This window comes from Lysobacterales bacterium (assembly GCA_014946745.1).
In the GTDB taxonomy this organism is placed as follows: domain Bacteria; phylum Pseudomonadota; class Gammaproteobacteria; order Xanthomonadales; family Xanthomonadaceae; genus Aquimonas.
Genome location: JADCRD010000001.1, coordinates 1,584,437 through 1,598,440, shown reverse-complemented (window position 1 = coordinate 1,598,440; position 14,004 = coordinate 1,584,437). Strand labels below are relative to the sequence as shown.

Genomic DNA, 14,004 nt, shown 5'->3' with positions numbered 1-14,004 from the left:
CTGGAAGCGAAACGCCGCGTCGACCTGATGTCCCGTTTGCCTGGACTGTACGTATTCGGGCCGCAGGGGGAGTTCGTAAGCGGGCTCCATCGCCCGGATCCACGATTGGCAGACCCTGCCTTCAGGCGCGCCGAAGAGACGGCCTTTTGGTCGGAACTTGTCGACGGCCATATCTACCACGTGCCCTGGCTTGACCCGTGCTCGATCGACGCCATGGTCGGGGTGCCGCTGGGCTTTCGTGCGCCGGAGGATGGGCTGTTGTTCGTGCAATTGGTTGGCGATGATTGCCGGGTATGCCGGTCAATCGACGCCGCCATCGAGACGGTGCTCGCCGAACACCCTGAGCTACCGGTGCGCTGGGTCAAGATCAATGTTCCGGCGCGGTTCGCAAGGATCGATTGAGCCTGCAGAGCGAGTCGATTAAGCAATCACTGCCCACAATCGAATCCCCTCTGCCCCGAATCAGAAGAACCCACATGCGCTTGATCGCTGTCTGCATCTTGAGTCTCGCTTCTCTTTCGGCATTCGCAGCGGACGCGGAGTCCGTCATCGGGGGCTTCACGAGCGGCCTGAGCGGGCTTCAGGGCCGCTTCGAACAGCAGGTGCTGGACCAGAACGGGACACTAAAGGAGCAGACCAGCGGCAGCATCGCGCTGGCGGTGCCGCGCCAGCTGCGCTGGGAGTACGAGACGCCGTTTCCGCAGCTGATCGTCGCCGACGGCGAACACCTCTTCATCTACGACCCGGACCTGGAGCAGGTGACCGTGCGCCGGCAGATCGAGGACGAGCAGCAGAGCCCGCTGCTGGCGCTGATCGACCCCGAGGAGCGCGCGCGCCAGTTCACGCTGAAGAGCGCGGGCCTGCGCGATGGGCTGGAGTGGATCGAACTCGAATCGAAGCTCGAGGATGCGCACATTCGCACCGCACTCTTGGGCATCGATGGACAGACGCTGTCGCGCATGGAGTTCACCGATTCGCTGGGCCAGCGCACGCGGATCCAGTTCAGCGAGTGGCTGCGCAATCCGCGCTTCGAGGCCGGCTTCTTCCGCTTCCAGGTGCCGGCGAACGCGGACGTGGTCGGCGACTACACGCCGTCGGCGGAAGTGCTGCCGTTGGGGGAGTGAGTTGAGGCAATGAGGCGCGGCCGTTCCTCGCCGCGCTTCGAGCGGTGAATGGGGCCAGCGTTCAGGTGCGGTGGGCCGGGGCCCACCCTATGCAGTCGCCAGGCTGAGACAGCGAATGCTTTGCGAGTTTGCGAAGCGGCAACGCGGGATCAGCGATCAGGCCTCACTGTCAAGCCGACGAATCCCGAATCCCGAATCCCCAATCCCAGCTCTTTCAGAACCGCCCTTCGAACAGCTCGCGGCCGATCAGCATGCGGCGGATCTCGTTGGTGCCGGCGCCGATCTCGTAGAGCTTGGCGTCGCGCAGCAGGCGGCCGGTGGGGTAGTCGTTGATGTAGCCGTTGCCGCCCAGGGTCTGGATGGCTTCCAGCGTCACCTTCACCGCTGACTCCGACGAATGCAGCAGGCAGCTCGCGGCATCGACGCGCGAGCGCACGCCGCGGTCGTACTCGCGGGCCACCGAGTAGGCGAAGGCGCGCGAAGACTGCAGGGCGGTGTACATGTCGGCGATCTTGGCCTGCATGATGCCGAAGCGGCCGATCGGCGAATCGAACTGGCGGCGCTCGCGCACATAGGGCAGCACGATATCCATGGCCGCCTGCATCAGCCCGATCGGCCCGCCGGAGAGCACCAGGCGCTCGCTGTTCAGGCCCGACATCAGCACGCGCACGCCCAGATGCACTTCCCCCAGCAGGTTGGCGGCGGGGATCTCGCAGTCCTTGAACACCAGCTCGCAGGTGTTGCTGCCGCGCATGCCGAGCTTGTCGAGCTTCTGCGCGGTGCTGAAGCCCTTCATGCCTTTTTCGACCAGGAAGGCGGTCATGCAGCGCGAGCCTTCCGACTTGTCGGCTGTGCGCATGTAGACGATCAGCACGTCGGCGTCAGGGCCGTTGGTGATCCACATCTTGCTGCCGTTGGCGATCCAGGTGTCGCCGTGCAGTTCCGCGCGGCAGGCCATCGAACCGACCACGTCGGAGCCGGCACCCGGCTCGCTCATCGCCAGCGCGCCCACGAACTCGCCGCTGCAGAGCTTGGGCAGGAAGCGCTCGCGCTGCTCGGGCGTGCCGTGGTTGTAGAGGTTCTGCACGCAGAGGTTGCTGTGCGCGCCGTAAGAGAGACCCACCGAGCCGGAGGCGCGAGAGATTTCCTCCATCGCCACCAGATGCGCGAGGTAGCCCATCTCCGAGCCGCCGTACTCGCCCGGCAGGGTGATGCCGAGCAGGCCCATCTCGCCCAGCTTGCGCCACAGGTCCATCGGAAACGCGTTGTCGCGGTCGATGGCCTCGGCGCGCGGGGCGATCTCGGCGGCGGCGAAACGGGCGACGGCTTCGCGCAGGCTGTCGATGTCTTCGCCGAGTTCAAAGGCTCGCATGGGCTGGCTCCGGTGATGTTGCGTGCGGGCGCCGGCGGGCGCGCGGCACGGGATGGACGAAGGGCGGGCAGGGCACTGACGCGATGAGCATGCCGCAGTGGACATGCGCATCGCGTCATCGCGTGAGGGCAGCTCAGCCGTTGCGCATGCGCCCCAGGAAGCGCGGCGCTGCATTGCCCATGTGCGGCAGCTTGACCTTGCCGATAGCGACGATGCGCTCTTCGGCCATGCGATCCGCGGCCTTGTAGGTCGGAATGTTGTCGCGTGCGCTGATTTCGAAGATGCGGCCGAGGTTGTAGTAGATCGTCCGCATCATGCGCATGGCGCGCTCGCGGTTGTAACCGTCGATCTCCAGCGAGACGTTCATCAGGCCGCCGGCGTTGACCGCGTAGTCCGGCGCGTACAGCACGCCGCGGCGATGCAGCTCGTCGCCGATCGCATCGGTGGCCAGCTGGTTGTTCGCCGCGCCGCAGATGATGCCGGCCTTGATGCGATCGATGCTCTTCTCATTGAGAGTGCCGCCCAGCGCGGTCGGCGAGAACACATCGGCCGGCACGTCGTAGATCTCATCGAGGCCCACGGCTTCGCAGCCGAACTCCTCGACCGCGCGGGCCACCGCCTTCTGGTTGATGTCGGTGACATACACCTTGGCGCCGCGCTCGCGCAGCAGCTTGACGAACTCCATGCCCACATGGCCCACGCCCTGCACGGCATAGCTCAGCTTGCCGACTTCTTCGTGGCCCAGCTTGACGTTCATCGCTGCCATCAGGCCCTGCAGGGTGCCGTAGGCGGTGAATGGTGAGGGGTCGCCCGAGCCGCCGTGGACCTGGTGCACGCCGGTGACGAACTCGGTCTCCTTCAGCACGTATTCCATATCGTTGACGTCGATGCCGACGTCTTCGGCGGTGATGTAGCGACCGTTCAAGGAGTTCACGAAGCGGCCGAAGGCGCGGAACAGCGCCTCGGACTTGTCCTTGTTCGGGTCGCCCCAGATCACGGCCTTGCCGCCGCCCAGATTCAGGCCCGACACCGCGGCCTTGTAGGTCATGCCGCGCGACAGGCGCAGCACGTCATTCAGCGCTTCCTCGTCGCTCGCGTAGTTCCACATGCGTGTGCCACCCAGCGCCGGGCCCAGCACGGTGTTGTGGATGGCGATGATGGCCTTCAGGCCGGCATCGGCGTTGTGGCAGAACACGACCTGCTCATGGCCGGTGCGCGACAGGGTTTCGAAGATCATTGCAGACTCCGGTGGGGCGGGGGCAGCCCGTTGCGTGGAAACGCCCGGATGCGCAATCGGATCCGGGAAGCCGCGCATTCTAGCCCGGACATTCGCCGGCGACACCCTGCGCTGCAGCGCAAACTTGCGTGCGCCGGATGTCGGTTTTCTGCAGCGATGTACGTACTGACGACTACAGCTGCGGCGGAGAGCCTGTCCACGCAGTGATTCTTCAACCCACCGGAGACCCCCATGAGTCGATCACTGCACCTGCTGTGTTGCATCGCCATCGCCGCTCTTGGCGCGGATACCGCACACGCCGATCCGCGCGACGAAGTCGTGGCGGCCTGGGAAGAAACGCTCGCGCACGGCAGCTACCGCATGCACATGGCGATCGAAAGTCGCGGCCGCACCACCACCCAGGAGATGGACGTGCAGCTGCCGGCGAGCTTTCACATGCGCTCGCCGGAGAGCGAGATGATCCTGCTGCCACAGGGCACGTGGATGCGGGTGGACGGCAACTGGATGCAGATGCCGATGAACATGTCGCGCATGGTCGAGGCTTACAGCGCGAACGCCATCGAAGAGGGCAAGCGCGGTCTGGTCGAGGTCGAACGCATCGGCGAGGGCGTCGTCGAGGGCTGCGATGCGATCCGCTATCGCTACACCACCCAGGGCAAGTTCATGGGCATGGAGAGCGACAGCACCACCGAGATGGCTGTGTGCAAGGACAGCGGCCTGCCGCGACTGTTGACCTCGACCAGCGGCAAGCGTCGTAAGGACACCGTGCGCATCGTCTATGACTTCGAGGCCACGATCGACATTCGCCCGCCGGGCTGATCGAGGCCTGCGTGTTTAGGGCAACGCTGAAGCATTCAGCGTTGCCGCGCGCCATGGAGGGCGCGCCCGCGGATCGGGCACGCACGTGCTTGATCCAGCGTGACCGAGCTAAGCGAAGGCGTCGCTGCATAGCGGCCGAACGAGTCCGGACCTGTGCCGGACTCGCGGCCACGGATCAAGGCCTGGAGGGACTTGATCCGTGTTGCCTTGGGCAGGGCTGACGCCTCCCGCATGGCCGCGCGCCATCGCGGGCGAAGCATCTCGGTGCCTGATCCGCGTTGCCTCTACTCCTCGGGGCCGAGTTCGCGATCGATGTAGCGATGGATCTCGGCCTCGATCGGACCGCGCAGCGCCGAAAGCAGAAAGCCGAGCTTGACGATCACGTCGACCTTACCCCGCCCCAGAGCGATGTTTCCATTCACCCCCATGCGCTCGAAATGCAGGGTGTTGCCTTCCCATGCGTACTCGACGGCGAACTTCTCGGCCAGCTTTTCGGCGACGTGCTCGATGGCCACCCGCGCGTCTTTCATTGAGCGCGTGTGGCGGCGGGAGATTTGAATGCTCGGCATGGTGAGGGGGCTCGTCGATCGGTGGCAGACGGTTGAGCGGTGCAGCACGGTGTGCGCCGGTGCAGGCGCTTGCCAGGGGCGCAGAGTATGCGCGGTGCGGTCAGCAGGCAAAGTCGACACCCTGGTGGTGACGCTTGCCCGCTGCCTTGCCTTGGGTCGCTAGATGGCGGGCAAGGCTCGCGTTAGGATGCCGCATGCGCTTCACATTCCCCAACGGCGAGCACGCCGGCCTCGAATTGACACGCGGCAGCCTCAGTATCGGTTCCGAGGCGGCAGATACCGTGTGCCTGCCAGCCGCAGGGCTGAAGCCGGGTCACGCGCGCATCGAGCTGCAGCCAGAGCGTCGCATCTGTGCGCTGCGTCTGGCGCCGGGCGCCTTGGCCTACCTCAATGCGCGTCCCGTGCGCAGCTTGGCCCTGCTGCGCTCCGGTGATGTGCTGACGCTCAACCGGGTGCGCCTGCAAGTGCAGGGCCCGGTCTCGAACGCCCCGCTGCCACCGGCCGAGGAAGCCGCTCAGGGCGCCCGCGCCGGTGGACCGCGCGTGGTGCTGCGTGGCGTCTCCGGTCCCTACTTCGGGCGGAGCTTCAGCTTCGCTCCCAGTCTCAGCATCGGTCGCAGCGAGCGCGCTGACCTCTGTGTCGACGAAGAGGGCTTGGCTCCGATCCAGCTGCGCCTGCATTGGTATGGCGACCGCTGCCTGGTGCAGGCGGAATCACCGCAGCAGGGCGCTGCTTTCGAGCTCAACGGCCATCCCTTGACGGCTAGCTGGATGCTGCCCGGAGACCAGCTCCGCGTAGGCAGCGCCCGATTCGTGCTCGAAGCCCCAGGGCTGCGCCCTGGACGACGCGACGACCCGCATACGCCTGTCAAGCCGATGCGCGCGGCTGAACTCGCCCAGGCGGCCGCCATGGCGACGCCCGCTCCTGCGGCAGCGGCGGCGGATGAAGCCTCGCGCAGCTTCAACTTTGTTTGGTTGATCGCGGCCGCCGCTGCCATCGCCGGCGCACTGATCGCGCTGTTCCTGTACGCCCCACACTGAGCTCCGCCAGCGCCTTTCGCCCGCCGCTCTCCCCGCTGGCTTCGCGTCGACAGCGAGCAGGGTGAGGTCTGCAGCGGTCGCATTCGCATGATCGGCTGGACTGCATGCGCCGCGCTTTGCCAGGAGCGCCGGCCGCGGCCTTCGCTACGGCCTGCGGGCTTTTCTCGCCCCCGCTGAGTTTACGGTGCCTTCAGCGCGCGGCAGGCGGTTCGTTCGCGATCTCCGGATCGGTCACCGCTCGACGCGCCAGCTGCGCCTCGCGGTGTGCGATGTAGGCGTTGGCCAGGAAGATGATGCCGGCTCCGACCACGATCCAGGCATCGAGATGCTCCTCGAAGAGCAGATAGCCCGCCGTGGCGACGATCGGCACCTGCAGAAAGCTGATCGGCGTGAGCATCGAGGCATCGCCGAGCTGCAGTGCGCGCGCCCAGCACATGTGCCCGGCGGTGCCGAAGAAGCCCGCCAGCACGATCCACAGCCAAGTGATGCCCTGCGGGTTTTCCCAGACCCACAGCGCGGGCAGCAGCGACAGCGGCACCCACAGCAGAGTGGTGTAGAGCACGATCGCGTCAGGCTTTTCGGTGCGCGACAGGAACTTGATGCTGATCGCCACCGCTGCACTCAGCGCCGCGGCCAGCAGGGCCACCAGCACGCCGGGGCTGAACTCCGAGCCTGGCCGGAGGATGAAGATCACGCCCACGAAGCCCAGTGCCACGGCAGTCCAGCGCCGCGCGCGCACCACTTCCCCCAACACCAGCACGGCACCGATGGTCACGAACAGCGGCGTCGAGTACGACAGCGAAACCGCCTGCGCCAAGGGCAGGTTCACGATGGCCCAGAAGCCGCACAGCATCGACACGATGCCGATCGCCGAGCGGAAGAAATAGAGAGGAAGCTTCGACGTCCTGAGCAGGCCCGGCCCGTGGCGAAGCAGAAGGGGCAGGGCGAACACCAAGCCGAACAGGTTGCGAAAGAAGGCGATCTCGAACGGATGCAGCTGCGCTGAGGCCAGCCTGATGACCACCGCCATGCAGCCGAACAGGCAGGCGCTGGCGAGCATCAGCAGCACCGCACGCCACACCTGGGCCGAAGCGAGCGCGCCAGCGTTCATGCGCGCGGCTGCTCTCGCGCCGGGCGGGTCTCGCCGAGGACGATCGGCTCCGGTTCGAGCTCAACTCCGAAACGCCCGTGCACGCGATCGCGCACTTCCCAGGCAAGGTCGAGCAGTTCCCGGCCGTTCGCCGCACCGTGGTTGACCAGCACGAGGGCATGCTGGTCCGAGACGCCTGCATCGCCACGCCGCAGACCCTTGCAGCCGGCGCGCTCAATCAGCCAGGCGGCGGACAGTTTGCAGAGGCCGGCCCGACTGCCGGGGAACGCGGGAAGGCCTGGGTGCTCAGCCACGAGCCTGGTGGCCATCGCGTCTGTCACTTCCGGATTCTTGAAGAAGCTTCCGGCGTTGCCGATCTGATGCGGGTCAGGCAGCTTGCGCCGACGGATCGCGCGCACCGCATCCGCCACTTCGCCAGGCTGGGTCGGACTCCTGTCTCCGAACGCCTCGCGCAAGCCGGCGTAACCCAGCTTCGGCTGCGGGCTGCGCTGCAGGTGAAGGGCGATGCGGGTGATGATCCAACGGCCAGGCTCGGCTTTGAAGCGGCTGTCGCGATAGCCCAATGCGAGCTCGTCTCTGGACAGCTGCCGAAGGCTGAGATCGACGAGGTCCAGCGCCTCGACCCAGGCCAGGCAGTCGCCCAGCTCGACGCCATAGGCGCCGATGTTCTGCACCGGAGCTGCTCCCGCCGTCCCCGGAATCAGCGCGAGGTTCTCAACGCCCCACAGTTCCTCGCGGCAGGCGAACGACACCACCGCATCCCAGGGCTCGCCTGCCGCCGCCTGCAGCTCGACGCAGCCGTCATTCATCGACGCGACCGACAGTCCGGCCAGAGCCGGTTGGATCACCGGCATGTCGAGATCACCGACGATCAGCAGGTTGCTGCCGCCTCCGAGCACAAAGGGCTGTGCATTGCGGGCGCGGCAGTCTGCTGCCGCCGCCTGCAAGGCTTCGACGCTGTCCACCCGGCAGAAGCGCCTTGCCCGTGCCTGCACATGGAAGGTGTTGAGGGCGGCGAGATCGACATCGCATCGCCAGGCCACCGCTGCACTCATCGCGACAGGCCGCGCACGGGGTGCTCGCGACGACGGCGGATGGCTTCCACGCACTGACGGATCAGAATCGGTCCGCGGTACACGAAGCCCGTGTAGAGCTGCACCAGGCTGGCACCCGCCGTGATCTTGCCGACTGCGTCGGCCCCGGTGTGGATGCCACCCACGCCGATCAGCGGAATCGAGGCCGGCAAGTGCGAGCGCAGATGGCGGAGCACCCAGGTGGAGCGGCCGTAAAGCGGACGGCCCGAAAGGCCGCCAGTCTCCTTCGCCAGCGGGTGCCCCTCGACCGGCAGGCGATCAACGGTGGTGTTGGTGGCAATCACGCCGTCGACCCGAGCCGCAGCGAGGATCAGCCCCATGCGCTCAATCTGCTCGTCGCTCAAGTCGGGCGCCACCTTGATCAGGATCGGGGTGCGCCGGCGATGCTTGGCGGCAAGGCGCTCCTGTGCCTCGCGCAGCTGGCTCAGCAGGCGATGCAGCTCGTCAGCCCCCTGAAGGTCGCGCAGGCCGGCTGTGTTGGGCGAGGAGATGTTGACCGTGACATAGCTCGCCACCGGGAACACCCGTTCGAGGCAGTAGAGGTAATCCTCGAAGGCGCGCTCGTTCGGCGTGTCTTTGTTCTTGCCGATGTTGATGCCGAGCACGCCGCGGTAGCGGCTGCGCTCAACGTTGGCCAACAGCGTGTTGACGCCCTCGTTGTTGAAGCCCATCCGGTTGATGACCGCTGCGTGCGAGCGCAGACGGAACATGCGCGGCTTGGGGTTGCCTTCCTGTGGGCGCGGCGTGGTGGTACCAATCTCGATACAGCCAAAGCCGAGCGCACCCAGCGCATCGATGTGGCTGCCGTTCTTGTCCAGTCCGGCCGCAAGACCCACCGGATTCGGGAACTCGAGATCCCAGAGCTTCACAGGTAGCGGCTTGGAGCGCTGCGCCACTAGGGGGTTCAGGCCCAGCCGATACAGCGAGGAAAGCCCCGCGAGCCCGAGGTCATGGGCGCGCTCGGCGTCCATCATCATGAGCAGCGGGCGGGCAAACGTGTACATGGAGAGGTTTCCAAGCGTGGAGCCGGGCAGGGAGGCCGCAACCGGCCGTCCGTCCCGTCGGTCGAGACATGGAGCCGCTAGCAGCGTGTTGAAAAACTCCCTTCCGGGGAGTTTTTCAAGTCGGCGGTCCGGCGCAGATCCGTACCGCCTCACGACACATCAATCGCTTACGCGCTTGCTTCGTCGTCCCGGCCATCCCTGGCCGGGCCAGCAGGCTGTTTTTCAATAGCCTGCTAGCGAGAAAAGAAGCCGCGCCCCCTCACACGCGCTCGCTCCCCCACGAGCGCCTCGCGCGGCATCGGGGCGGGACGGCAAGCGTCCCGCTCCTGCGCCGTAGCTCAATCGATGTCGAAACGGATGCCCTGTGCCAGAGGTAGGGCATCGGAGTAGTTGATCGTGTTGGTCTGCCGGCGCATGTAGACCTTCCAAGCGTCCGAGCCCGACTCGCGGCCGCCGCCGGTGTCCTTCTCGCCGCCAAAGGCGCCGCCGATCTCAGCGCCTGAGGTGCCGATGTTGACGTTGGCGATGCCGCAGTCCGATCCGGCCGCCGACAGGAATTGCTCGGCCGCCTTGAGATTCTGCGTGAAGATCGAGGACGACAGGCCCTGCGGCACGCCGTTCTGCATCTCGATGGCTTCCTCCAGCGTCTTGAACTTCATGACATAGAGGATCGGCGCAAAGGTCTCGTGCTGAACCACTTCATCGCTGTTCTTCAGGCCGGTGATGATCGTCGGCAGGACGAAATTGCCGGGGCGATCAATGGCCGCACCGCCAGCTTCCACCGTGCCGCCGCTGGCCTTGGCTTTCTCGATCGCAGACAGGAACTGCTGAACGGCGCCGCGGCTGTTGAGCGGGCCCACCAGGTTGGCCGGGTCGGTGGGGTCCCCTATCTTGCCCTCGACCTGCTTGTAGGCCTTGACCAGCGTGGCCAGCACGGTGTCGTAGATCGATTCGTGCACCAGCAGGCGGCGGGTCGTGGTGCAGCGCTGGCCGGCGGTACCGACCGCACCGAAGACGATGCCGGGAATCGCCAGCTTCAGATCGGCGGACTCGTCGAGGATGATCGCGTTGTTGCCGCCAAGCTCCAGCAGGCTGCGGCCCATGCGCCGCGCAACGCGCTCGGCCACGGTGCGGCCCACTTCAGTGGAGCCGGTGAAGCTGATCAGCGGAATGCGGCGGTCGTCCACAAAGCGCTGAGCCAGCTCGATGCCGGCGTCATTGATCAGGAAGAAGATGTCCGGAAAGCCGCCGGAGCGCAGGGCCTCATTGCAGATCTTCATCGAGGCGATCGCAGTCAGCGGCGTCTTGTTGGACGGCTTCCAGATGCAGATGTCGCCGCAGATCGCCGCAAGGAAGGAGTTCCACGCCCACACCGCGACCGGAAAGTTGAAGGCGCTGATGATGCCGACCAAGCCGAGCGGGTGGTATTGCTCGTACATGCGGTGGCCTGGCCGCTCGGAGTGCATGGTGTAGCCATAGAGCATGCGGCTCTGGCCCACGGCGAAGTCGGCGATGTCGATCATCTCCTGGACCTCGCCGTCGCCCTCGGGCTTGCTCTTGCCCATCTCCAGTGCGACCAGGGAGCCCAGAGCATCCTTGTGCCTGCGCAGTGCTTCGCCGCACAGACGCACGGCTTCGCCGCGGCGCGGGGCAGGGGTGGTGCGCCAGACCTTGAAGGCGGCCTGGGCGCGCGCGATCACGGTGGCGTAGTCGGCTTCGCTGCTGGCGTGCACTTCGGCAATCAGTGCGTTGGTGGTCGGGTTGATCGACTGCAGCACACCCGCATCGGTGGTGGTCGACCATTCGCCTTGACCGAGGTAGGTGCCGGAATTGACGGCGGACAGGCCGAGGGCCTGCAGCAGCGGGGAGCTCATGCGAAGTACCTGCGAAGGAAGCGAAGGGGGCGTCTGCGACCCGAGCGGGCGCGACTGACTTCGCAGTTTACTACAGGCCCTGCTGACGGCCGTTGCGCCGCTCACCGCCAAAGCCCGAGGCGTGGCAGAATCCGCGCCCGCAGCCCCCGTAGCTCAGCTGGATAGAGCGTCCCCCTCCTAAGGGGAAGGTCGTGCGTTCAAATCGCGCCGGGGGCGCCATCGGTCGTGGAGGCGAGGCAATGCTAAGGCGCTTGCCTGCGCGGTGCACGGTCTGGGAACTCGAAAAAGCGAGAAGGCCACCGCGTGCGGTGGCCTTTCGCTGAGCTCAACCGGTTGTGCTGCATCGCGGTCGGACGGTCGCGCAGGCCGCGCGCGCGGGGCGTGCATCGGCGTCAGCGCAGAGTCCCTGCCCATGTGGCCGCGCAAGCGAAGTGGCGCGCGAGCCGCGCTCGCGCTGTGCACACGCGCGCATTGAGACGCATCGGGGAATTCTCCTGACGAGCGTCGCGAAACCCTTCGAGAGTCGAGGCCTTCGGGTCGAGCAGCGCCCTTGACCCTGGAGCGTCCGCCGCGACCCGTCATCGCGACGGATCGCGGTCGCCGTGCGCGATCAGAACACGCGCACGCCGATGGCGTAGCCGAGCAGGCCGGCCGGACTCGGCGTCAGATGATCCTTCGCCGAAAGCGTGCAGCCGGCACCCTGCTCGCCGAACGTCGGCTGGATCCGCCACAGCAGGCTGCCGGCGCCGCTCCAATCCACAAACGCGCCGCAGCCGCTGCGGGCGTAGCCGGTCGGCACATCCACCGCGGCCTGTGGATGAGCGGTTGCCGGCGCGGTCGCCTGATCGATCGTGCTGTGTACATTGCCGACGCCGTTGATGGTGCTGCGGATGCCGATGGCGTAGGCGGTCACGGTCGCCGGCGACGACTGCAGATGATCCTTCGCCCGCGCTTGCCAGCCCGGCAGGCTGCGGATGTTTGCCGACAGCGGATTGGGCACCGGTGCGGACAGCGTAGCGAAGCTTCCGACGCCTTCGGTCTGGATCCGGAAACCGCCGCCGAGCAGGGTGTAACCCACCGGGAGATAGGCAACCGCGTCGGGCTGCGATGCGGTATCGCTGGTGGCCGGCACCACGGTCAACTGCCGCATCAGCGAACTGCGCGACCAGCCTTCGATCTTCATCGCGATCGCCCAGCCGCGGATCTGCGCCGGGTGCGGCGACAGATGTTCGGAGGTCGAAATGCGCCAGGCACCGTAACCGGCTTCCGGATAGGACGCGGTCAGCAGATGGCCGGTCGGCAGGAGTTCGCCTTCGGCCCCGCCGCCGATCACGACCCAGCCGTCGGGCACTTCGATCGCCACCTCCAGATGCTGGCCGCGCGCGATCTCGACCTGGCGCTGGAACAGGCCGATGGTGATCTTGCCGCTGGCGTCGCTCTGCTGGTGCACCAGTTGCACCTGATCGTCGCCGTTGGCGTACAGCAGCGGCTGCGGCAGGTTGGTGAAACCGGCGTCGTTGATCGCAGGCGTCGCCGACTCGCGGATCATCTCGGAGACTTCGGCGGGCGTGGCATTCGGGCGGCGCTCGAGCTTCAGCGCAGCGACGCCGGCGACGTGCGGGGCGGCCATCGATGTACCGTTGAGCGGCATGTACTCGGTGTCGCCGGTATGCCAGGCGGAGGTGATCCCGCTGCCCGGCGCGTACAGGTCGACGCAGCTGCCGTGGTTGGAAAACCAGGAGCGCACGTCGTCCGGGGTGCTTGAGGCCACGGTGATCGCCTGCGGCGCGCGGGCCGGCGAGTACAGGCAGGCATCGGCATTGCTGTTGCCGGCAGCCACCACCGTGGTCACGCCCGAAGCGACGAGATTGGCGATCGCCGTGTCCATCGCACCGTTGGCCAGACCGCCGAGACTAAGATTGGCGACCGCCGGCAGTTCGCGATTCGCGATCACCCAGTCGATGCCGGCGATGATGGTCGATGTGGCGGTGTACGGCGTGCATCCGAACACCCGCACCGGATGCACGGTCGCCTGCGGCGCGACGCCGACGGCGCTGCCGGCGAGCGTGCCCGCGACGTGGGTGCCGTGGCCGATGCAATCGCCGGTACCGTAGCCGTCCACGATCACCGCGTGACCCTGGCCCATGCGACCGGCGAATTCGATGTGGCTGCCGCGGACGCCGCTGTCGATCACGTAGGCATGCACGCCGGCGCCATAGGACGGCGGGCCGTACAGGTTGTCCAGCGGCAGCGCGCGCTGGTCGATGCGGTCCTGACCCCAGCTGGCGGCCACGCCCGGGGGCGGCGTGCTGGCCTCCACCACGCTGTCCTGCTGCACCCAGGCCACGCGCGGGTCGGCAAGCAGGCGGGCGAGCGCGGCCTCGTCGGCGCGCACGGAGAAGCCGCGCAGGGCGCGGTCGTAGCTGTGCAGCAGAGTGGCGCGATGCAGGCTCGCCAGTTCGCGCGCCACCGCGGCGGTCGTTGGCAGCGAACCGGATTGTTCGCCGACGCGTGCGGCGCTGGGCTTGAGGGCGACGATGTAACTCCCGGGCACGGGTGTGCCAACGGTGCGGAGTTCGCCGGCGGATGCCGCAGCGGCCAGGGCGGACAGCGCGAGACAGAGCGAGAGGGACAGGGGCGATGCAGGGCAGTGTTTGGGGCGCATGAGGAGCCTCGTTCGATGACGGCGGGCGCGGCGGACGGGGTGGAACCGCCGCAGTCGTGACCGCCGGGCCGAGGGCCGGGCGGCGGACGACACCC

The 14,004-nt window shown here is 67.0% G+C and carries 12 protein-coding genes and 1 tRNA gene; 5 read left to right on the top strand and 8 right to left on the bottom strand.

Translation table 11 applies throughout. From position 1 onward, the window contains the following. The first annotated feature begins 105 nt into the window (after window positions 1-105). Window positions 106-402 (top strand): hypothetical protein, encoded by a 297-nt coding sequence (locus H4O13_06200; protein MBE5314978.1) that lies wholly within the window; start codon window positions 106-108, stop codon window positions 400-402. Window positions 403-476: 74 nt separating this feature from the next. Continuing rightward, on the top strand, window positions 477-1,124 hold the full coding sequence (locus H4O13_06195) for an outer membrane lipoprotein carrier protein LolA (GenBank protein MBE5314977.1): 648 nt from the start codon (window positions 477-479) through the stop codon (window positions 1,122-1,124). 214 nt (window positions 1,125-1,338) lie between these two features. Here the strand turns inward: H4O13_06195 and H4O13_06190 are convergent, their stop codons facing one another. Both H4O13_06190 and H4O13_06185 read right to left on the bottom strand, forming a co-directional pair. After that, window positions 1,339-2,496: an isovaleryl-CoA dehydrogenase gene (locus H4O13_06190; GenBank protein MBE5314976.1), complete on the bottom strand. Its 1,158-nt coding sequence runs from the start codon at window positions 2,494-2,496 to the stop codon at window positions 1,339-1,341. 133 nt (window positions 2,497-2,629) lie between these two features. Beyond that, the gene (locus H4O13_06185) at window positions 2,630-3,733 is read right to left on the bottom strand and encodes a Glu/Leu/Phe/Val dehydrogenase (GenBank protein MBE5314975.1); all 1,104 of its coding nucleotides are present in this window, start codon (window positions 3,731-3,733) and stop codon (window positions 2,630-2,632) included. Between the two features lie 231 nt (window positions 3,734-3,964). Between H4O13_06185 and H4O13_06180 the strand changes: the two genes are divergently transcribed. Continuing rightward, window positions 3,965-4,552 (top strand): hypothetical protein, encoded by a 588-nt coding sequence (locus H4O13_06180; protein MBE5314974.1) that lies wholly within the window; start codon window positions 3,965-3,967, stop codon window positions 4,550-4,552. 284 nt (window positions 4,553-4,836) lie between these two features. Here the strand turns inward: H4O13_06180 and H4O13_06175 are convergent, their stop codons facing one another. Next, window positions 4,837-5,121: a polyhydroxyalkanoic acid system family protein gene (locus H4O13_06175; protein MBE5314973.1), complete on the bottom strand. Its 285-nt coding sequence runs from the start codon at window positions 5,119-5,121 to the stop codon at window positions 4,837-4,839. Window positions 5,122-5,315: 194 nt separating this feature from the next. Between H4O13_06175 and H4O13_06170 the strand changes: the two genes are divergently transcribed. Further along, the gene (locus tag H4O13_06170) at window positions 5,316-6,161 is read left to right on the top strand and encodes a hypothetical protein (protein MBE5314972.1); all 846 of its coding nucleotides are present in this window, start codon (window positions 5,316-5,318) and stop codon (window positions 6,159-6,161) included. A 190-nt stretch (window positions 6,162-6,351) separates the two neighbouring features. On the opposite strand, the gene H4O13_06165 is transcribed toward H4O13_06170, so the two are convergent. The 4 genes from H4O13_06165 to H4O13_06150 all read right to left on the bottom strand — a co-directional run bounded on the left by H4O13_06165 (window position 6,352) and on the right by H4O13_06150 (window position 11,244). After that, the gene (locus H4O13_06165) at window positions 6,352-7,272 is read right to left on the bottom strand and encodes a DMT family transporter (GenBank protein MBE5314971.1); all 921 of its coding nucleotides are present in this window, start codon (window positions 7,270-7,272) and stop codon (window positions 6,352-6,354) included. Further along, window positions 7,269-8,327, bottom strand: a complete 1,059-nt coding sequence (murB, locus tag H4O13_06160; protein MBE5314970.1) for a UDP-N-acetylmuramate dehydrogenase — start codon at window positions 8,325-8,327, stop codon at window positions 7,269-7,271. Before murB ends, H4O13_06165 begins: the two co-directional genes overlap by 4 nt. Further along, on the bottom strand, window positions 8,324-9,370 hold the full coding sequence (locus tag H4O13_06155) for a quinone-dependent dihydroorotate dehydrogenase (protein MBE5314969.1): 1,047 nt from the start codon (window positions 9,368-9,370) through the stop codon (window positions 8,324-8,326). Before H4O13_06155 ends, murB begins: the two co-directional genes overlap by 4 nt. Before the next feature lie 338 nt (window positions 9,371-9,708). Further along, complete coding sequence (locus H4O13_06150) at window positions 9,709-11,244, bottom strand: aldehyde dehydrogenase family protein (protein ID MBE5314968.1); 1,536 nt, start codon at window positions 11,242-11,244, stop codon at window positions 9,709-9,711. 142 nt (window positions 11,245-11,386) lie between these two features. Between H4O13_06150 and H4O13_06145 the strand changes: the two genes are divergently transcribed. Then, a tRNA-Arg gene (locus tag H4O13_06145) sits at window positions 11,387-11,463 on the top strand. A gap of 391 nt (window positions 11,464-11,854) precedes the next feature. On the opposite strand, the gene H4O13_06140 is transcribed toward H4O13_06145, so the two are convergent. Beyond that, the gene (locus H4O13_06140) at window positions 11,855-13,909 is read right to left on the bottom strand and encodes a S8 family peptidase (GenBank protein MBE5314967.1); all 2,055 of its coding nucleotides are present in this window, start codon (window positions 13,907-13,909) and stop codon (window positions 11,855-11,857) included. Window positions 13,910-14,004: the final 95 nt, after the last annotated feature.

What these genes read in the sequence shown, in the direction of transcription:
- H4O13_06150 (MBE5314968.1), bottom strand. Translation starts at nt 11,244, where the DNA reads ATGAGCTCCCCGCTGCTGCAGGCCCTCGGCCTGTCCGCCGTCAATTCC.
- H4O13_06140 (MBE5314967.1), bottom strand. Translation starts at nt 13,909, where the DNA reads ATGCGCCCCAAACACTGCCCTGCATCGCCCCTGTCCCTCTCGCTCTGT.
- H4O13_06190 (MBE5314976.1), bottom strand. Translation starts at nt 2,496, where the DNA reads ATGCGAGCCTTTGAACTCGGCGAAGACATCGACAGCCTGCGCGAAGCC.
- H4O13_06195 (MBE5314977.1), top strand. Translation starts at nt 477, where the DNA reads ATGCGCTTGATCGCTGTCTGCATCTTGAGTCTCGCTTCTCTTTCGGCA.
- H4O13_06165 (MBE5314971.1), bottom strand. Translation starts at nt 7,272, where the DNA reads ATGAACGCTGGCGCGCTCGCTTCGGCCCAGGTGTGGCGTGCGGTGCTG.
- H4O13_06175 (MBE5314973.1), bottom strand. Translation starts at nt 5,121, where the DNA reads ATGCCGAGCATTCAAATCTCCCGCCGCCACACGCGCTCAATGAAAGAC.
- murB (MBE5314970.1), bottom strand. Translation starts at nt 8,327, where the DNA reads ATGAGTGCAGCGGTGGCCTGGCGATGCGATGTCGATCTCGCCGCCCTC.
- H4O13_06180 (MBE5314974.1), top strand. Translation starts at nt 3,965, where the DNA reads ATGAGTCGATCACTGCACCTGCTGTGTTGCATCGCCATCGCCGCTCTT.
- H4O13_06155 (MBE5314969.1), bottom strand. Translation starts at nt 9,370, where the DNA reads ATGTACACGTTTGCCCGCCCGCTGCTCATGATGATGGACGCCGAGCGC.
- H4O13_06170 (MBE5314972.1), top strand. Translation starts at nt 5,316, where the DNA reads ATGCGCTTCACATTCCCCAACGGCGAGCACGCCGGCCTCGAATTGACA.
- H4O13_06185 (MBE5314975.1), bottom strand. Translation starts at nt 3,733, where the DNA reads ATGATCTTCGAAACCCTGTCGCGCACCGGCCATGAGCAGGTCGTGTTC.